Origin of the sequence: Siminovitchia sp. FSL H7-0308 (genome assembly GCF_037980985.1) — a bacterium.
GTDB lineage: Bacteria > Bacillota > Bacilli > Bacillales > Bacillaceae_C > Siminovitchia > Siminovitchia thermophila.
In genome coordinates, this window is record NZ_CP150282.1 from 1159702 (window position 1) to 1180671 (window position 20970).

General features: G+C 41.2%; 12 protein-coding genes and 1 pseudogene. 11 read left to right on the top strand and 2 right to left on the bottom strand.

Going from position 1 to position 20970, the window contains the following annotated elements:
• Positions 1–242 precede the first annotated feature (242 nt).
• From gltB to glnA, 5 genes are read left to right on the top strand one after another with little or no spacing between them, the layout of a single operon-like run.
• Complete coding sequence (gene gltB / locus MHB50_RS05505) at positions 243–4742, top strand: glutamate synthase large subunit (protein ID WP_340084979.1); 4500 nt, start codon at positions 243–245, stop codon at positions 4740–4742.
• Between the two features lie 22 nt (positions 4743–4764).
• A complete protein-coding gene (locus MHB50_RS05510; RefSeq protein WP_340084980.1) occupies positions 4765–6243 on the top strand; it encodes a glutamate synthase subunit beta in 1479 nt (492 codons plus the stop codon).
• An 18-nt stretch (positions 6244–6261) separates the two neighbouring features.
• On the top strand, positions 6262–7503 hold the full coding sequence (locus tag MHB50_RS05515; RefSeq protein WP_339162457.1) for an LL-diaminopimelate aminotransferase: 1242 nt from the start codon (positions 6262–6264) through the stop codon (positions 7501–7503).
• Between the two features lie 14 nt (positions 7504–7517).
• A complete protein-coding gene (gene dapF / locus MHB50_RS05520; protein ID WP_339162459.1) occupies positions 7518–8375 on the top strand; it encodes a diaminopimelate epimerase in 858 nt (285 codons plus the stop codon).
• 47 nt (positions 8376–8422) lie between these two features.
• Positions 8423–9748, top strand: coding sequence for a type I glutamate--ammonia ligase (gene glnA / locus MHB50_RS05525; protein WP_340084981.1), 1326 nt, complete (start codon positions 8423–8425; stop codon positions 9746–9748).
• Positions 9749–10272: 524 nt separating this feature from the next.
• On the opposite strand, the gene hisF is transcribed toward glnA, so the two are convergent.
• Both hisF and hisH read right to left on the bottom strand, forming a co-directional pair.
• A complete protein-coding gene (hisF, locus tag MHB50_RS05530; RefSeq protein ID WP_340084982.1) occupies positions 10273–11052 on the bottom strand; it encodes an imidazole glycerol phosphate synthase subunit HisF in 780 nt (259 codons plus the stop codon).
• Positions 11053–11067: 15 nt separating this feature from the next.
• Positions 11068–11667, bottom strand: a complete 600-nt coding sequence (hisH, locus tag MHB50_RS05535) for an imidazole glycerol phosphate synthase subunit HisH (RefSeq protein ID WP_340084983.1) — start codon at positions 11665–11667, stop codon at positions 11068–11070.
• A 312-nt stretch (positions 11668–11979) separates the two neighbouring features.
• Between hisH and MHB50_RS05540 the strand changes: the two genes are divergently transcribed.
• From MHB50_RS05540 to MHB50_RS05565, 6 genes and pseudogenes are all read left to right on the top strand, one after another.
• Positions 11980–13728, top strand: a complete 1749-nt coding sequence (locus MHB50_RS05540; RefSeq protein ID WP_340084984.1) for a sigma 54-interacting transcriptional regulator — start codon at positions 11980–11982, stop codon at positions 13726–13728.
• 264 nt (positions 13729–13992) lie between these two features.
• Positions 13993–14370 (top strand): Rid family detoxifying hydrolase, encoded by a 378-nt coding sequence (locus MHB50_RS05545; RefSeq protein ID WP_340084985.1) that lies wholly within the window; start codon positions 13993–13995, stop codon positions 14368–14370.
• Positions 14371–14381: 11 nt separating this feature from the next.
• Positions 14382–15623, top strand: a complete 1242-nt coding sequence (gene dpaL, locus MHB50_RS05550; RefSeq protein ID WP_340084986.1) for a diaminopropionate ammonia-lyase — start codon at positions 14382–14384, stop codon at positions 15621–15623.
• 14 nt (positions 15624–15637) lie between these two features.
• Positions 15638–16822, top strand: a complete 1185-nt coding sequence (locus MHB50_RS05555; protein WP_339162470.1) for a YgeY family selenium metabolism-linked hydrolase — start codon at positions 15638–15640, stop codon at positions 16820–16822.
• Between the two features lie 267 nt (positions 16823–17089).
• A complete protein-coding gene (locus MHB50_RS05560) occupies positions 17090–18697 on the top strand; it encodes a D-aminoacylase (protein ID WP_340084987.1) in 1608 nt (535 codons plus the stop codon).
• A 578-nt stretch (positions 18698–19275) separates the two neighbouring features.
• Positions 19276–20545, top strand: a pseudogene (locus MHB50_RS05565) (hypothetical protein).
• Positions 20546–20970 lie beyond the last annotated feature (425 nt).

Consider the following 20970-nt stretch of genomic DNA (forward strand, 5'->3'; position numbering starts at 1 on the left):
ACTGGAACAGGTTGCTAGGGGATTTCATCAAGATTCCCCGGCAACCTTATTTATTGTGCGGACAATACATGAATAACAGGATAAAAATGAAAAAATGAACATTGTCCATTCTAAAATGCAATATTGCCTGCTTGTAGGGTTATCAAAAAAGTGTAAATGATTCACCAATAACTCTAAATACATTTGGCTTCAAATTGATTAACATAAAAAAATAGATAAAGGATATAAGGGGAGGATACGATATGCATCGGACGTGGACGATAGACAAACAAGGGATGTATGATCCTCAATTAGAACATGATGCTTGTGGGATTGCCCTGCTTGCGCATATCAGTGGTAAGCCAACTCACTCGATTGTATCCCAAGCATTAATGGCCCTTGAAAGGCTTGATCATCGGGGAGGGCGGGGCGCAGATCAGCTGTTAGGGGATGGAGCTGGTATTTTAACCCAAATTCCTCATGAATTTTTTCAAGCGGAGTGGGAAAAAGCGGAAAAGCGTCTACCCGATGCGGGGAAATACGGCGTAGGAATGTTCTTCCTTCCGCAGCAAAAAAACGCCAGACAGCGTTGTGAAAAAATCATTGAACATACAATTGAAACAGAAAAATTGGGATTGCATGGTTGGAGGACGGTGCCAATAAATGATGGTAATCTACATCAGCAGGCAAAAGAAACACAACCGGTGATCCGCCAAGTATTCGTGAAATCTCCATATGACGAACCAGGGGATATAAAGTTTGAAAGAAAATTGTATGAAGTTCGCAGAAAGATTGAAAAGGTACTTAAAAATGCTCAGTTCGCCAATGATGAGCACTACTATGCTGTCAGTTTTTCAGCGAGAACGATTATTTATAAAGGTTTACTGCTCCCTGAACAATTGAAAGATTATTATGTTGATTTAAATAGTGAATTATATAAGTCGGCGATGGCGCTGGTCCATAATCGTTTTAGCACGAATACATTTCCGAGTTGGCAAAGGGCGCAGCCCAATCGTTACACCATGCATAATGGTGAAATCAACACGATAAAAGGAAATGTGAACTGGATGAATGCCAGAGAAGCAACATACAAAAACGACTTAGTGGAAAAAGTTGAAATTGTGCGGCCGATTGTTGATATGGATGGCAGCGACTCTGCGATGTTTGATAATGTGTTGGAGTTTCTCGTGTTATCGGGATGGTCATTGCCGCATGCCATGATGATGATGATTCCGGAACCATGGAAAAATAATGAACGAATGGATGAACAGAAAAAGGCGTTTTATCAGTATCACAGCAGCTTTATGGAGCCATGGGATGGGCCGGCCGCAATGTCATTTACGGATGGAAAACTTGTGGGAGCATGCCTTGATAGAAACGGGTTAAGGCCAGCACGCTTTATTGTGACGGATGATGATTTTATATGTCTTTCCTCCGAAGTGGGGGTTGTTGATATTCCGGAAGAAAAAATCAGCAAAAAAGATCGTTTGAAACCGGGACAAATGCTTTTAATAGATTTAGAAAATGGCCGTTTATATGAAGATGAAGAAATCAAACAACTGATTATTTCCCAGAGACCTTATCAGAAGCTCGTGGAAGAAAACATTGTACCTTTAGAACATTTTACAGAAAATACAGCTCAAGCCAAGGAAATATCGGATGGAGAAACGCTTCGCAGACAGGTGATCTTTGGCTATACAAATGAAGAGTGGGAGAAAGTGTTAAAACCGATGGCCATGGATGGTCACGAACCTGTTGGTTCAATGGGCTATGATGCGCCTTTGGCCATATTATCAAGGAAACCTCAACTGTTATTCAATTATTTCAAGCAGAAATTTGCTCAAGTCACCAACCCGCCCATAGATGCGATCCGGGAAGAGTCTGTTACTTCAGTTGAAGTCATGTTAGGACCCGACGGCAACTTATTTCAACCTACACAAAAGGGATTTAGAAAAATACGTCTGAATACACCGATTTTATTAGATTCAGAAATGAGAAAAATAGGCGATTTACAAACAAAGGACTGGATGGCGGCACGTATTTCAACTTTATTCCCCAGTCAAGGAGATTTGGGAGTCGCGGTCGATGAGTTGTTCCAGAGAGTAGATGAAGAGATTGAACGCGGGAGCAATATCCTCATTCTCAGTGACCGAATTGTAAATGAAGAACTTGCGGCGATCCCTTCATTACTTGCAGTATCCGCCGTTCATCATCATTTAATTCAAAGCGGCAACCGAAGCAAAGTGAGTTTAATTGTAGAATCCGGAGAACCGAGAGAAGTACATCATTTTGCGGCGTTACTTGGATATGGCGCCAATGCCATATGCCCTTATCTCGTATACGAATCACTTCCTTTATTAGTTGAAGAAGAGGGAGATAGTCTTTCCATTAATGAGGCGTCCAGAAATTATGTGAAATCAGTCACAAAGGGCATCATGAAAATAATGTCCAAAATGGGCATCTCAACCGTTCAAAGTTATATGGGTGCGCAAATCTTTGAGGCTTTGGGGATAAGTCAGGAAGTGATCGATCGTTATTTTCCAAATACATCTTCGAAACTTGGTGGAATGACATTAGAAGATATCGCGAAAGAAGTCCGTTTGCGCCATGAAGGTGCATTCCATTCGGAAAAAGCAGATTTGGAAACCGGGTCGGATTTTCAATGGCGTTATGACGGGGAGATACATTTATTCCAACCGAAAACGATCCATACGTTACAACATGCCGTTCGCACAGGAAAATATGAAATATACAAAGAATATAGCCGCCTGTTACAGGAGGAAATCAGCCAACAGACGACACTGCGTGGCTTACTGGACTTCAATGATGAAAGAAAACCAGTGCCGATCGAAGAAGTGGAACCGATTGAGTCAATCTTTAAAAGGTTTAAAACAGGGGCGATGTCATACGGATCGATTAGTAAAGAGGCTCATGAAGCAATCGCGATTGCGATGAATCGAATTGGTGGAAAGAGCAATAGCGGTGAAGGTGGGGAAGACCCGAAAAGATTCAAACCAATGGAAAACGGTGATTCCAAATGCAGCAGAATGAAACAAGTGGCATCAGGAAGATTTGGGGTTACGAGCCACTATCTGGTGAATTGTGATGAAATCCAAATTAAAATGGCCCAAGGAGCCAAACCCGGTGAAGGGGGGCAATTGGCAGGTCACAAAGTAACACCTAAAGTAGCAAAAACTAGGGGATCGATTCCAGGCATTGAATTGATATCGCCGCCACCCCATCACGATATTTATTCCATTGAAGACTTGGCCCAACTCATTTATGACTTAAAAAATGCAAATCCTAAAGCAAGAATCAATGTAAAACTCGTTTCAGAATCTGGAGTTGGAACCATCGCCGCAGGTGTGGCCAAGGCGAAAGCGGATGTGATTTTAATTAGTGGTTATGATGGCGGAACTGGAGCAGCTTCCCGTTCAAGTATCAAACATGCTGGTATGCCTTGGGAGTTGGGGCTTGCTGAAACCCACCAAACATTAAAGCTGAATGGGTTGAGGCATAAAGTGACACTGGAAACGGATGGAAAAATGATGAGTGGACGAGATGTGGTCATAGCCGCTCTTCTTGGCGCAGAAGAATATGGATTTTCAACATTACCACTAGTTTCCCTTGGCTGTATCATGATGAGAGTTTGCCATTTGGATACATGTCCAGTTGGAATCGCGACTCAAAACCCCATCCTTCGTAAAAATATGGTCGGTACGGCGGAACATGTTGTTCATTTGATGCATTTTATTGCTCAAGAAATTCGTGAATATATGGCTGAATTAGGGTTCAGAACATTGGATGAAATGATTGGACAGACTCATTTATTGAAACCTGCTCCATCAGATAATTGGAAAGCGCAAAAACTTGATTTGTCGCCCGTTTTATATGACTTCCCTTACGATAAGCACTCTAAAGAAGAGCAGGACCATGAAATGGATCAAACATTGGATAGGCGTGAACTGCTGCCCATTTACCATGAGGGATTAAAAAATGCCCAACCGATTCATGCGGTGCTTCCAATTTGTAATACGAATCGCTCCGTCGGAACGCTGATGGGAAGTGAAATTTCAAATACATTCGGATTGGAAGGATTACAAGAAAACTCGATAACGTTTCATTTTATCGGTTCAGCCGGTCAAAGCTTTGGGGCATTTTTACCAAAAGGAGTGACGTTGACATTAGAGGGAGACGCCAATGATTACGTCGGAAAAGGATTATCTGGCGGGAACATGGCCATTTTTCCCTCACCAAAATCCACTTTCTTGGCTGAACGAAACATCATCATTGGTAATGCGACATTTTATGGGGCAACGAGCGGAAAAGCATATATTCGCGGGATGGCGGGGGAAAGATTTTGTGTAAGAAATAGTGGTGCCCATGTAGTTGTCGAAGGAATCGGCGATCATGGTTGCGAGTATATGACGGGAGGCAGTGCAGTCATCCTTGGAGAAGTAGGCCAAAACTTTGCGGCAGGAATGTCAGGGGGAATTGCTTATGTTCTCGTAGACGAAGTAGAAACTTTCCAGAAACAATGCAATCAAGAACTTGTCATCATTGAACCTTTACAAGATAGGGAAGAAATGAATGTTGTAAAAGAACAAATCAATCAACATTATCAATATACAAAAAGTACGAAAGCCGCGGAAATCTTGGAAAAGTGGGACTGCTTTGTCTCCCATTTTGTGCGGGTGATTCCGACAGAATATAAAAGAATTCTTGCTGAATCCGGGAAAAACGGACATTTGCAATACAGCTGAATGTAGATAGGGGGTTAGGTAGATGGGAAACATAACTGGGTTTATCGACCACCGAAGGAGTTCAGAACTCTATCGTGACCCGCTGGAAAGAGTGAAAGACTGGAAAGAGATCGCCCAGCTTCCTTCTGAAAAAGTGTTACGGGAACAGTCTTCTCGTTGTATGGATTGTGCTGTTCCCTTTTGTCAAAATGGCAGTGAGTTGGCAGGGATGACAACGGGATGTCCGGTTTATAACTTAATCCCGGAATGGAATGATCTCGTTTATAAAGGAAGATGGAAGGAGGCGTACGAGCGCTTAAGCCGGACAAATCCCTTTCCGGAATTTACGGGACGTGCTTGTCCGGCTCCATGTGAAGGCGGATGTGTCGCCTCGCTCGCCAATGATTCTGTCACCATCAAAAACATCGAACGCGCCATTATTGATAAAGCATTTGAAAAAGGATGGGTTCAACCCCAAATTCCTAAACAACGGACAGGTAAACAAGTGGCCATTATCGGATCTGGTCCTTCCGGGCTCGCTTGCGCCTCTATTTTAAATCAACAAGGACACATGGTGACGGTTTATGAACGTGCGGATCGGATCGGCGGCTTGTTAACATACGGAATCCCTAAGATGAAAATTGAACAACATGTTGTCGAGCGCAGAATCAAGTTAATGCAAGCAGAAGGAATTCAATTTGTTCCCAATACGGAAGTGGGGAAGGAACGATCGCTTGAACAATTACGTTCGGAAAATGATGCGGTTGTCCTTTGTATCGGCGCCACTCGGCCTCGGGATTTGGCGATTCCGGGAAGGGAACTTGAAGGAATCCACTTTGCCATGGATTACTTACATGCAAATACGAAAAGTTTACTGGATTCCCATTTGGCTGATGGAAACTTTATCTCCGCAGAAGGAAAAGACGTCATCGTCATTGGAGGTGGAGATACAGCAACAGACTGTGTTTCTACCGCCTTGCGTCAGAACTGTAAAAGTCTTGTGCAATTTGACATTTATCCGATGCGGCCTAATAGCCGATCTGATGACAATCCATGGCCGCAATATCCACTTATTCATAAACAGGATACGGGTCAGGAGGAAGCTGCTAGTGTATTTGGGCGGGATCCGAGAGTGTTTGCCACAACAACAGTAGAATTTGTGGGTGATGGGAACGGAAATGTAGCAGGGGTAAAAAGCGCCAACATTCAAACAACTTTTATGGAAAATGGTCAAAAAATAAGAGAAGTGATTCCCGGAACGGAAAAATTGTGGCCAGCACAATTGGTGTTACTCGCTGTAGGCTTTGAAGGCCCTGAAACAGAAATGTTCACCAATAGCAATATAACAGTGAACCATCGTTCTAATATCGCAGTCAAAAACGGCACATATCACACACATGAAGAAGGTGTTTTTACTGCAGGAGATGCCCGAATGGGTGCCAGTTTGATTGTTTGGGCGATTCAAGAAGGAAAAGAAGCTGCTATGGAATGTCATGATTACATGATGAGAAAGATGTCGTGAAAGTGTGGAGGAATCAATATGTTGGCAATGGATTATATACAACAACTTTTTGCGGACCGAATAGGTGGAGCACAATTTGGTGTTAAAGATGAAGTCTATAAGTTTGAGAAAATAAAAAGAGCGAAGAAGGTGGCGCAGCAAAACAATCCCGGCAAGGCATTAATCGATCTTGGTGTCGGTGAACCGGATGACATGGCGGATGATAGGGTCATTGGAAAATTGGCAAACGAAGCCAAAAAACCAGAAAATCGTTTTTATGCTGATAATGGAATACTTGAGTTTAAGCATGCCGCGGCATCTTATATGAAAGAAGTATTTGGGGTAGATGATCTTGATCCAGAAGAAGAAGTGAATCATGTCATTGGTTCAAAATCGGCATTAGCCATGCTGCCAACAGCATTTATCAATCCTGGTGATATAACGATCATGCCTTCGCCCAACTACCCGATTTTAGGCACTCATACGAAATATCTAGGTGGAGAAGTTGTACAATTACCGTTGCTAGAAAAAGACTCTTTTCTTCCAAGACTTGATTCATTGCCTGAGGACATATTGAAAAGGTCTAAATTACTTTACTTAAACTATCCGAACAATCCAACAGGCGCTGTAGCGAATCGGGCATTTTTCGAAGAGGTTGTGTATTTTGCCAAAAAACATGAACTGATCGTTGTCCATGATGCCGCATATGCCGCGCTTGTATTTGACGGTCAAAAGCCGCTCAGCTTTTTATCGGTTCCAGGTGCAAAAGAGATTGGCGTTGAACTGCATTCTTTATCAAAATCATTCAATATGACAGGCTGGCGCATTGGTTTTATCGCGGGTAACCGGAAACTTGTTTCAGCATTTGCAACGGTAAAGGATCATTATGATTCGGGGCAATTTATTCCTATTCAAAAAGCTGCAGCTTACGCTTTATCACACCCTGAAATCACAACACAAATTGCAGAGAAATATTCACGGCGCCACGATGCTTTATCAGCCATTTTACGTGAAAGTGGATTTCATGCGAAAAAACCAAAAGGCTCTTTTTTCTTATATACAAAAATTCCGAAGGCAGTAGAAAACGGTCCGCAATTTCAATCAGCAGAAGATTTTAGCCAATATTTAATACAGGAGCATTTGATTTCGACTGTTCCTTGGGATGATGCCGGTCCATATGTGCGCTTTTCAGTAACTTTTCAAGCCGATCGCCGGGAGGAAGAACAGCGCATTTTTGATGATATAAGAGCAAGGCTTAGCACTTCCAAATTCGTCTTTTAAGGGGGAATGAGGGGATGATTTTTACGAAAATGCATGGATTGGGAAACAATTATATTATTTTTAATCAATTGGACGATCCAGACAATGTACTGGAAGAACGAGAATATCCAGCACTTTCAAGAAAGGTTTCTGATGTCAATTTTGGAATTGGTTCCGATGGTATCATTCTCATTTGCGCATCGCAAATGGCTGATTTTAAAATGAGAATTTTTAATGAAGATGGTTCCGAAGCGAAGAATTGCGGGAATGGTCTACGCTGTGTCGCCAAGTTTGTATTTGACCACATGTACGCGACGAAACCCCGCTTTACGATTGAAACATTGAGTGGTGTGGTAAGTGTTGAAGTGGAATTGGATAAAAAACAATTTGTTCAATATGTCAATGTGGATATGGGTGAGCCGAAATTATTAAAAGGAATGATTCCTATGGAAGGTGATCCTTTCGTTGCGGCAATAAATGAACCTCATACCTTTGGGGAAGAAGAGTATTTTTTGACTTGCGTCTCGATGGGCAATCCCCATGCAATCATATTTGTTGATGAAGTGAATGCTTTTCCGCTGGAGAAAGTGGGACCAGTCATAGAGCATGCCAGTCTATTTCCGGAAAGGGTCAACGTAGGAATTGTTCAAGTGAAAGGACGTCAGGAGATGGACTACCGAGTATGGGAGAGAGGATCAGGGATCACAATGGCTTGCGGTACTGGCGCTTGTGCTGCGGTAGTTGCCGCTACAATGAATGAATTTCTTGATAAACACGTGCCAATCACCGTTCATCTTCCTGGAGGAGACTTGACGGTAAGATGGGACGAACAAGGTCATGTTTGGAAAAGAGGAGAAGCTACCTATATTTGCCATGGTGAATTAGAATTATAACATTCATTTTTAGCTAAAAATAATGGACAACAAGGAGAGCTGAAGATATGAACAGAGAAAAAGTACTTGAAATGGTAAGAGAACATAATGTCCGGTACATCCGTCTGCAATTTACGGATTTATTTGGTACGATCAAAAATGTGGAAATTCCCGTTAGCCAGTTACCAAAAGCTTTAGACAATAAAATGATGTTTGATGGTTCATCGATTGAGGGGTTTGTCCGAATTGAGGAGTCAGACATGTATTTATATCCCGACTTAGATACATTTGTTATTTTTCCTTGGACATCAGAAAAAGGAAAAGTAGCCAGACTGATCTGTGATATTTATCATCCCGATGGGACGCCATTTGAAGGAGATCCCCGTAATAATCTAAAAAGGGTTTTAAAAGAAATGGAAGAACTGGGGTTTACCGATTTCAACGTTGGCCCTGAACCTGAATTTTTCTTATTTAAACTGAATGAAAAAGGTGAACCAACACTCGAATTAAATGATCATGGCGGTTATTTTGACCTTGCTCCAACCGATTTGGGGGAGAATTGCAGGCGTGATATTGTGTTGGAATTAGAAGAAATGGGCTTTGAAATTGAGGCATCCCACCATGAGGTGGCCCCGGGTCAACATGAAATAGACTTTAAATATCAAGATGCTTTAAGGGCGTGCGATGATATTCAAACCTTTAAATTGGTCGTTAAGACGATTGCCCGTAAACATGGTTTGCTGGCAACTTTTATGCCAAAACCAATGTTCGGTATAAATGGGTCGGGGATGCATTGTAACTTAAGCTTGTTCAAGGGAGGAGAAAATGCTTTTTATGATCCGAATGGGTCGTTGGAAATGAGTGATACAGCGAGAAGTTTTTTGGCAGGAATATTAAAGCACGCACCAAGTTTCACAGCCGTTACAAACCCAACTGTCAATTCTTATAAGAGGCTTGTTCCAGGATATGAGGCGCCATGTTATGTGGCCTGGTCGGCAAAAAACAGAAGCCCGCTTATTCGTATCCCGGCTTCACGCGGCTTAAGCACCCGTGTAGAAGTCCGCAGTGTCGATCCTTCTGCAAACCCATATCTAGCAATGGCAGTCCTATTGGCTGCTGGATTGGACGGAATTAAAAATAACTTAACCGCACCCGAACCAGTAGACAAAAATATTTATGAGATGACAAAAGAGCAGCGCAAGGAATATGGCATCGTTGATCTGCCAGCCACGTTGGCACAAGCGCTCGAATTGCTAAAGACGGATGAAGTCGTTACGAATGCTTTAGGCAGCCATTTGCTTGAACACTTTGTAGAGGCAAAAGAAATCGAATGGGATATGTTCCGGACCCAAGTACACGCATGGGAAAGGGAGCAATATATGACACAATATTAAGGAGGCATTTTGCGAAAAAAAGTGATGGCGAAGTATGAGGAATGGTCGCAATAAGGGAGTTTTACGCAAGGGTTAGCATCATGATCTTCTATATCATAGCGAATCTAAAAAACACCCGGACAATCATTCATCACTAATATGTGAAATCATTACAGAGCAAAAAGGGAAGGATTTTCAGATGCACTTCTTTTAAAATTTATTGGGTAGGGCTGTCGAAAAAGTCCAATTTAAAGCAAATGCATTTAAAACTTAAACCCCGAGAATGTGAACAGCATTTTCGGGGCTTTGCTTTTCAATGACACCCTAGCTATTATTTTACTCATATGGTTTCAAGGAATCAGTCATAAAGGCTGTTAGACTGTTACAGAATATTTAGCAAGGCTAAAACCCAAGGAATGTAACATTATCCTTGGGTTTATTTTGTCCGGCGGTAACTGGCAGTAATATTCGAAAGAGGTGGTAAAAATTCCCATGTCCCGATCGGCTCAACTAACAATCAGCAGTGCGCTGATTGAAGCTTTGTTCTATATATGATTACGTACAGGGATATCATGATGTATCAAGTATTTCTTGATATCCCTAACGGTTAACTCTTCGTAATGCAATAATGAAGCAACCAATGCAGCATCTACATTTCCATCTTTAAATGCTTCTTGGATATGTGCTACATTTCCCGCACCACCAGAAGCTATGATTGGAATGTTAACGGCCTCTGTTAATGAACGCAGCAGTTCAATATCATAACCATTCTTCATTCCATCTCGATCAATACTTGTACAAACTATTTCTCCGGCTCCTAATTCCTCCGCGCGGCAGGCCCATTCAATCGCGTCCATTCCACTACTTTCATGTGCTGAATGTGTATATACTTCCCAGCGAATGATTTCACCGTCGTTATTTTGAATCGGCTTGGCATCGAGTGCCAAAACGACGCATTGCTTGCCAAAAATATCAGCTGCTTTCGTTAATAATTCTGGCTTCTTGACAGCAGCTGTATTAACACCCACTTTATCAGCTCCAGCACGTAACACATGCTTGAAATCATCAATGGCGCGAATCCCCCCTACGACAGAAAACGGGACATATAACTTTTCCGCGACACGCCGGATCCATTCATACTTAACATCATGACTGTGTAATGAAGCCGTCGTGTCTAAATAGAGGATTTCATCGGCTCCTTGTTCAGCATATTTCTGGCCCAGTTCTGCTGGATCCCCGATAACCGTAGGGTTCCGAAATTGTACATATTTCACAGCTTGGTTATTTGCAACATCAATTGCTGGAATGATTCGTTTTTTTAGCATAAACATGCTGCCTCCTTAGAAATTGCCGCAAAAGTTTTCTAATATTGTCAGTCCCGCTTCTGCGCTCTTTTCAGGATGAAATTGTACACCAATGACATTGTCCTTTGCGATTACTGAACAAAAATCTTGGCCATAATCTGTGATCCCAATCGCGTCGGACTCATCATTTGGCTTGACATAGAATGAATGGACGAAATAAAAATCGGATTTATTCGGAATATTGCGGAAAATGGGATGCTGTCTTTTTTGATGAACTTCGTTCCAGCCTATATGAGGAACCTTTATGCTTTTTTGAAAGGGGTAAACGGCTCCTTCAAAGATTGATAGACAATCTGCATCATTTTCTTTGCTATATTCCATTAAAAGCTGCATACCCAAACAAATGCCGAGGAATGGGATTCCTGCTTTTATCGCTTCTGTTATTTTATCATCCAATCCATGGAATCTAATCATTTCCATTGTTTTGCTCGCGTTACCCACACCAGGGAAAATGATTTTATCAATTCCTGTAAAATCCCTGGGCTCAGCAATAATTTTAGTTGGAAAATCAAGCTTTATTACAGCTTTTTCAACACTATGCAAATTGCCGGCTCCGTAATCTATAATGCCAATCATAAAACGACCTCCCATCTACCTGACATACTTATTTTACTTTATTACATTAATGAAGTAAAAGGTTTTTTGTAAACATCATTATACTATTTTGGTGATGCTTTATTTTCCACTTATGGCAATAAGTAAAGCGCTTCCTGGCTTGACCTGGTTGTACTACAGGGAATGTTTGGCAAGATCAAACAAGAATGTTAGGTTTTTCCCGCGTCTTGCAAAAAATACGAAAGGGAACATCTTGCATTCTTCAAAACAATTATGTCGAAAAGTCGATTTTTGTTATAATGTGTAATTAACTATCGTATTGGTGGTGTAGCAATGAACTTAATGGATATTCAACCGATTGTGCAAAGTATCGCAGAGGCGACGGCAGCAGTGTTGAAAATTGAAGTAGAGATTGTGAACCATGAGTTTATTCGTATTGCATGTACAGGGGAAATGCAAGTCGATATTTTGAAAAAATTGGAAGGTGATCGTGTTTATAAAAGCGTTTTCGCTAACAAAAAACCAATTATTATCAAAGAGCCTGGTTATGAAGAGATATGCGGCAGTTGCAAATTTTTTGCGAATTGCATGGAAATGGGAGAAATCAGTGTTCCTATAATGGTTTATGGTCAAGTTGTTGGTGTCATTGGATTACTCGCTTTTAATCAAGATCAGAAAGCTCGATTATTCGAAAATATCGAAGGTATTTTAACTTTTTTAGATAAGATGGCAGATTTGCTTGCTAGTAAATTGGATCAATTGTATATGATGGAGGAATTGGAAAAGCATAATCATAAAATGATTAAAATGCTTGGCCTTGTTCAAGAAGGAGTGTTAATTATCGATCAACATTCTCGCATCATTGAGTTAAATGAACAAGCAAAAATGATCTTGGGAATCTCTCAATCACATGAACTTCCTGCGGCAGTACAAGTGTTTATTGACAAAGTATTAGAAGAAGATGAGGTAACCAATCAAGCATTTGAACTGCAACATCAGTTATTTCAAAAAACGGTCATTGTAACAAAAAAGATATTATTTGACAGAAATAATGTCAAAGAAATACTGCTCATTTTACAAGATGTAGAAACGATTCAAGGTATCGTAGAGCGTGCTAGCGAAGAAAAAATGAAGCCCTTTCAACGCATTATTGGTTCGAGCAAACAAATACAGGAAGTGAAATCTTATGCGTTTAAAGCGTCACAATCGAAATCTACCATTTTAATTCAAGGGGAGAGCGGAACAGGAAAAGAAGTCTTCGCAAACGCTATTCACAAAGCAAGTGATCGAAAAGATAAAATGTTTGTAGCGGTAAATTGCGGAGCCATTCCAGATCATTTACTTGAGAGTGAGTTGTTTGGATATGAAAAAGGAGCATTCACAGGAGCGAGTCATGTCGGCAAAGTAGGAAAATTTGAATTAGCAAACGGCGGGACAATCTTTTTAGATGAGATTGGCGAGATGCCTTTACATTTGCAAGTAAAGCTATTGCGCGTTTTACAAGAAAATGAAGTTGAACGAGTAGGGGGAACGAAAGTCATCCCCATTGATGTACGGATCATTGCGGCGACAAATCGTGAGCTGAGTGATTTAATTGCAGAAGGACGTTTTCGGGAAGATTTATATTTTCGTTTAAATGTCATTCCCATGATGATTCCTCCTTTACGCAGCCGGCGAGAAGATATTTTGACGTTAAGTAATTATTTTATGGCGGAATATAATAAATTGTTTCAAGCCAAAGTACTTGGATTTGATAAAGAACTAACGAATTTAATACTGCAATATCCGTGGAAAGGAAACGTGCGCGAATTAAAAAATTTTATTGAGTATTTATTTAACTTTATTCAAGATGGCTATATGACGATGGAAAATGCCGGTACGTTAATTGAGCGTAAATTGCATGTCGTTCAACCAAAAGAAACAAAAATGGTGATGTATTCATTGGAGCGAATGGAAAAAGAATGTATTAAAAAAGCGGTTGATTATGTAAAGAAAAACAATCAAAATATCGAAGATGCCGCATCTTTACTTGGAATAAGCCGAGCCACTTTATTTAGAAAATTAAAAAAATACAAACTCTGAAAAATAAGCAGGAAAAGTCATACAGTAAGTTTTATCGTTGAGCTTAGCCGCTTCCGTTTAGGTATCAAAATGATATTAAGTGTCGTTTTGATACTTTTTTGTTTAGATCGTTCATGTGGGTGTTTCTTGTCCTTACTAGAACTAGAACTCAAGTATCAAAATGATACTTCCATGGAAAGAACTCATCTCTGAACGAGCCATACATCCACTTTATTGATTGGCATGATTTTTGCAATTTAAGATGAGTCAAGGGGGGATTTAAAAATGAACGTAATGTCCAGTAAGTTTGCTCCAACGGCAATCGGTCCTTATTCACAAGCAATTGAACATCGTGGTTTCATTTTTATGTCAGGAATGTTGCCGATTGACCCTGAAACTAACCAGCTAGCCAGTTTAAACATCCAAGAACAAACAGAACAAGTTTTAGCCAATATAAAGAACTTCTTAAATGATCAGGGCTTAGAATTGGACCAAGTAATCAAAACAGTTATGTATATAACTTCAATGGCTGATTTTCAAGTGGTGAACGATATATATGCCTCGTATTTTACAACCCATCGGCCAGCCAGAAGCTGTTTGGAAGTAAGCGCTCTCCCCAAAGGAGCACTCATTGAGATAGAAGCAGTTGTAGCTAAAGAATAGGAGGAAATAATGTGACAACTTCTGATAGGCAATACATTAAATGGGTGAAAAATAATTTTAGAAAAAATGAGGTGGTTGAACAAGACTTGAAGGATTTTCATGCTGAGCAAGTTCGGCATATCCATGAGTTTCAAAAAACGCACCCTGCGTACACGTATACGCCACTATATGAGTTGCCGAATTTGGCGAGTTATTTAAATGTATCCATGATTCAAGTAAAAGATGAGTCGCAGAGATTTGGTTTGAATGCTTTTAAAGTACTCGGAGGCATTTATGCAATCGCTAAATACATTGCAAATCAATTAGGTGAACCGATTGAACACCTATCTTTTGAAAAGTTAAAACACCCTTCGGTCAAGGAACGCCTTGGTGATGTCACTTTTATTTCAGCGACAGATGGCAATCACGGGAGAGGTGTGGCGTGGGCGGCACGAGAGTTGGGTTTTAAATCCGTTATTTATATGCCGAAAGGTTCTTCGCTGCAACGATTACAAGCGATTCGAAATGAAGGGGCAGCAGCTGACATACTAGAAGGAAATTATGATGATACTGTTAGAACTTGTGCAAGACTGGCTGAAAAAAATGGCTGGGTTATGGTACAAGATACAGCATGGGAAGGCTATGAAGAAATTCCACTTTGGATTATGCAAGGTTATTCCGCAATGGCCTATGAAATGATCGAACAATGGAAACAAACATCAAAACAACCGCCTACCCATCTTTTTTTACAAGCAGGCGTCGGCTCCTTTGCTGCGGGAATAGCTGGATATTTTTTACATGTTTACGGAGAAAACGCGCCTAAAATGATCATTGTCGAACCAGATCAAGCCGATTGTTATTACCAATCTTTAAGTACAAAAGAAGGGCGTCGTGAAATTGTAGGGGGAGATATGGCAACCGAAATGGCGGGATTGGCTTGTGGAGAACCGAATACAGAAGCGTTCAAGCTTTTGAAAGCGTACTCAACCGGGGCTTTATCTTGCCATGACACGATTGCGGCGATTGGGATGCGTGTATATGGCAATCCTTTAAAAGGAGATCCGGCGGTTATTTCGGGAGAATCGGGTTCTGTAACGTTAGGTGTTGTGTATTATTTGCGAAAATTTATGCGGGATAGTCCGGTTACAGCCGATTTAGAACTTGATGAAAATGCTCGTATACTAGTGATTAATACAGAAGGAGATACAGATGAAGAGAATTATCGAAAAATAGTTTGGGATGGATTTTTGCCTGTTCAATCAATAGAGAAATGAAAGGAGTCCACGACATGTTAACACAAGAGCGTCTAGACGAGGTCGTCCAGTTATGCAGTTCACTTGTTAAAGTTCCAAGTTTGTCAGGAGAAGAACAAGAGGTAGCACATTATATTAAACAGTACGCTGAGAACCACGGTTTTGACGAAGTTCATATTGATGCTTTGGGCAATGTTACAGCGGTCATTAATGGAACAATGGAAGGGCCGACTATTTTGTTGGATGGACATATAGACACCGTGCCAGTGCAAGAGAGTAATTGGAGTGAAGACCCATATGGTGGAAAAGTGTCTGAGGGTAAGATATTTGGGCGTGGAACTTCAGATATGAAGGGTGCGGTAAGCGCCATGTTGCTTGCAACAAAATATTTTGCGCAAGACCGAAAAAAGAATTTCCCAGGGAAAGTGGTTGTTTCTTGCAGTGTCCATGAAGAATGTTTTGAAGGAGTCGCTACACGTGAAGTGAGCGCTCAATATAAACCAGATTATGTTGTCATTGGAGAAGCAACAAATTTGCGTCTTAATCGTGGTCAGCGCGGGAGAGCGGAAATTGTACTTGAAACGTTTGGAAAGCCGGCACATTCGTCTAATCCAGAAGCGGGAATTAATGCCGTTTATAAAATGGTAAAGTTGCTGGCCGAAATTAAAGCTTTAGAAATGAATGAACACCCGATTTTAGGAAAAGGGATATTGGAATTAACAGATATTATTTCTTCGCCTTATCCCGGGGCATCAGTTTTACCGTCACATGCACGTGTCACATTTGATCGGAGACTCTTAGTCAATGAAACACGTGAAAGCGTATTAGAACCTATTCAGCAACTCATTAACGAAGCTATGAAAGAAGATCAGGAATTACAAGCAAACCTTTCTTATTCCAGTGGAAGAGAGAGGTGCTATACTGGAGCGGTCATAGAAGCGGAACGCTTTTTCCCAGCTTGGCTTTACGATGAGAATGAGCCATTTATTCAAAAAACATTTCAGCAATTACAAAGTGTTTTACCTGAAACGACCATATCTCATTATTCTTTTTGCACAAATGGAAGCCATTTCGCGGGAGAAGCGAACATCCCAACGATCGGTTTTGGTCCTTCATACGAAAATGTAGCCCATATTGATAACGAATATATTGAAATCGAGCAACTGGAAAAAGCAGTTGTTGGTTATATGGCAATCATTGACGCATTAACTAGTTTATAAAAAGTCTGCGGCAGCTAGAACGCCGATCGGGGGCCTCGTATTTGAGTACTATCTTACGCCCTGGAACTGCTGACATCAGGTTCGTACAACAAGGTATACACATCCGTGTATGAGGAGCGAAAGCAGATTATCCGGTTAATCCCGTAAGGAGAATGGGAATTGTACGACATGATCTTATGAACAAGAAGCTTGACATAGTGGCGGAAAAATAAGCAAGAATTTATAGGCGAAAAAACTGTTTAAAAATACGATGCGAGGAGAATGCACATGTACGATTTACTGATCAAAAATGGCCGTATTATCGATGGAACCGGATCACCTTGGTATTACGGCGATATTGGTATAACGAACGGAAAAATAGAAGCGATCGGTTTATTAAATGCCAATGAAGCAAAACAAATCATTGATGCAGGGCAGCAAGTCGTGTCTCCGGGTTTTATTGATATGCACACTCATTCAGATTTGGTCATCTTAGATGAACCGCTTATTGAAGCGAAAGTACGCCAAGGAATTACGACAGACTTACTGGGGCAAGATGGGATTGGCGCTGCCCCTCTCCCTTCCGAATATATTTCTACATGGCAAAAAAATTTAGCAGGATTGAACGGTACACCTCTGATTGAGTGGGATTGGGAAACGGTTGGAGATTACATGAGAAAAATAAGGCATAATCAACCGAGCTATAATCTAGCTGTTTTAGCACCGCATGGCAATATTCGTATGGAAGTCATGGGATTAGCAAATCGCCCGGCTACAGATGACGAAATTTCAAAAATGCAAGATGTATTACGGCGCTCTTTGGATGAAGGAGCAGTGGGGTTATCGACAGGACTCATATATTTGCCATGTTGCTTTGCCGAGATGAAAGAATTGGAAGCGCTTTGCATGGTGTTAGCAGAGTACGGTGCGCCACTAGTCATTCATCAGCGAAGCGAGGGAGACGAAATACTCGAATCAATGGATGAACTTATAGCAATGATGAAAAAATGCGGAGCGCATTTACATTTTTCACACTTGAAAGTTTGCGGAAAAGATAATTGGTCTAAGACAGAACAAGTATTACAAAAAATAGACGAGGCGCGTTTAGACGGCTTGGAAGTCACATTCGACCAATATCCATATATCGCCGGGAGTACGATGTTAAGCGCTATTTTACCTCCATGGGCGCATGATGGCGGGACGGATGAAATGTTAAACAGATTAGAAGATGAGCAGATGCGTGAAAAAATGATGGCTGAAATGGAGACGGCTTTCGCAGGCTGGGACAGTATTTCGAAATGGGCAGGCTGGGACGGGATTATGATTACTTCTGTCGCCTCAGAAAAAAAGAAGTACTGTGTCGGGAAAACAATAAAAGAAATTGCTGTACAGGAAGGGAAAAAGGAAGCCGATGTTGCTTTAGATCTTATTTTACATGAAAAGAATAGTGTTGGAATGGTTGACTTTGTCATGGAAGAAGCATCTGTCAAGCGGATCTTGGCACATCCTGCCGGAACAGTGGGTTCAGATGGTTTACTGGGCGGTGAACCACATCCACGCGCATACGGGACTTTCCCGAGAATTTTGGGGAAATACGTGCGTGAAGAAAAAGTGACATCATTAGAAGAAATGATTCGCCGCATGACTTCTCAACCTGCTCGTATTATTGGACTGCAAGATCGGGGCATTATTCGAGAAGGGCTGGCCGCGGATATTGTCATTTTTCATCCCGATACGATTATAGATCAAGCGACTTATGAAAACCCGCGTCAATTTAATATGGGAATTAGCGCTGTTATTGTGAATGGTCAAATGGTTATTGAAGGGGAAAATGCTTATCGAAAACCTTCCGGCAAGGTATTTACGCGGGAATATGCTGTAAAGAAGAGAGGGTGACTTTCATTGGAACTTCTCTATGAAGCCATCATTTGTGGAGAATGCTCTTAACAAAAGAACTATGCTAGTCCTTCAGTATTAGGTCAAGCACGACACTTTTGGTAGCTCATAACTTTGTAACTTCCTGTTGTTAAAGCAGGTGGGGGAATGATTCGGAATGCCCCGAATCACCTTCGCCTATAAGAACCTATTTGCACTGATCGCAAAAAAGGGGGCTCTGACGGGAAGACTGGTGAAATAGATTGATAGGGTAATGGGCTGCAGTGGAGTAAGTACTCCTCATACGATCCCAAGCCGATTATTGAGGGGACAGCACGAAAAGTTCGCCTCTGAAATTGGATTTTTCAGATAGCAGTGGATTGATCCCGCTATCTGGACTTTCTTCTATGGGTTGCCAAAGTTGAATCATTGAACTGAAAGGACTATAAACTTACTTATGAGGAGCAGATGCTATGACAATTATTTGGATCATTATTTTGGTTTATATGTTAGGGATGATTGGGATCGGCTTTTATGCAAAAACAAAAATTAAAGACAGTTCAGACTATCATTTGGCAGGCAGGAGATTGGGGCCGGTCATGTTAGCCGGGACGTTGGCCGCGACTGAAATAGGTGGAGGAAGTTCTGTTGGCGTGGCGTCCAAAGCTTACGGGGAATGGGGGCTTTCAGCAGGTTGGTACGTTGTTTCAGCAGGGATAGCGATCATTTTAGTATCTTTTATCGCTCCTTACATGAGAAGGGCATTGGCTACCACTGTACCGGAAGTCATTGGAAGACGGTATGGCAAATCAAGTCAACTAATCGCCAGCATCCTTTCGTTAATTGCTTCTTCAGCCTTAACAGCAGTACAAATTACTGCAACCGCTTCCATCGTTCATGTCTTAACAGGCTTTGATGTAAAGTGGGCGATCATTATCTGGAGCAGTCGTTGTTTTCTATACATTTCTAGGCGGAATGTGGAGTGTAACATTAACTGATTTTGTTCAATTCTTCATTATTGTCATCGGTTTTGCAATTGCTGTGCCATTCGCTTTTTCGAATGCAGGAGGAGTTGAACATGTGATGAATCAATTGCCAAAAGAGCAGTTGGGGTTCACAAAAATCGGCTGGACAACCATTATAGGATTTATTGTTCTATACTTTATGACATTTTCAACTGGCCAGGAAGCAGTTCAACGTTATTATTCGGCCAGAGATGAAAAAACAGCAATTTGGGGCTCGGTGATGTGTGGAGTACTGATGTCTCTCTATGCTTTTATTCCAGCTGTGCTCGGATTAATTGGTTTAGCAACTTTTCCAAACATTGATGAAAACAGTGCGCTCGCTACGGTATCGACAGAATTGTTGCCTCCCGCGATTGCCGGCATACTTTTATCAGGTGTCATTTCAGCCACATTGTCTAGCGCATCTGGCAATTTACTAGCTGTTGCCTCGGTCTATATTAAAGATGTACACAGTTCCATTTTCAAAAAAGAGTTAAAAGATGAAGCAGAATTAACCGCTTCTCGTTGGATAGTGATCATTACAGGGATGGGCGCAATCGGGATTTCTTTATTCAGTCAACAAATTATCCCCCTTCTTGTTTTCGCATTTACGATTAGATCGACTGGCCCGTTTGCCGCCTATTTATTAGGGCTTCTAGTTGACAAAGTAACAAAAAATGCAGGGCTATTATCGATCATAATCGGTACAGCTATCGGAATTATCTGGGAGTATTTAGAGAATCCGTATGGAATTATGGCGGTTATCGTTGGAAGCGTTGCTAGCTTAATTACATTCTTGATCGTGAACAAAATCGAGTTAAAGCGGGGTGTGCCAATCGCTCCATCTCCCTACGTTGATAAATAAAAGGACTACTGCGCAACTTTTATAGCTGAATAAGCTAAGTATGGCATATTGAAAAGCATTTATTTAAACGGCAAATATACCTCACAGTTAAATCGTGAGACACGAACGATGTCAAACTTCTCTCTGAGTGCGTTTCCATTGCAGATTATGATGGATAAAAAATGTATACGATTGCTGCTTGTGATCACACATTTTATCTGATGTCATTGATAAAGCGGCTCGGTTTCGCAAGAAACATATTTTTTGCAATGTAAGGCGACTTTATTGGAAAGTACGACCACATAAATAATATTAACTCGATATAGCATGGAGTCAGCCAGAGGTAGTGCTTGATCCGACTATCACTAAGCAGGTTGTCGAGATGAACCATGGCATAGAAAGTGTCATTTTATTATTAGGAATATTCAAAATACCATAGATAACGA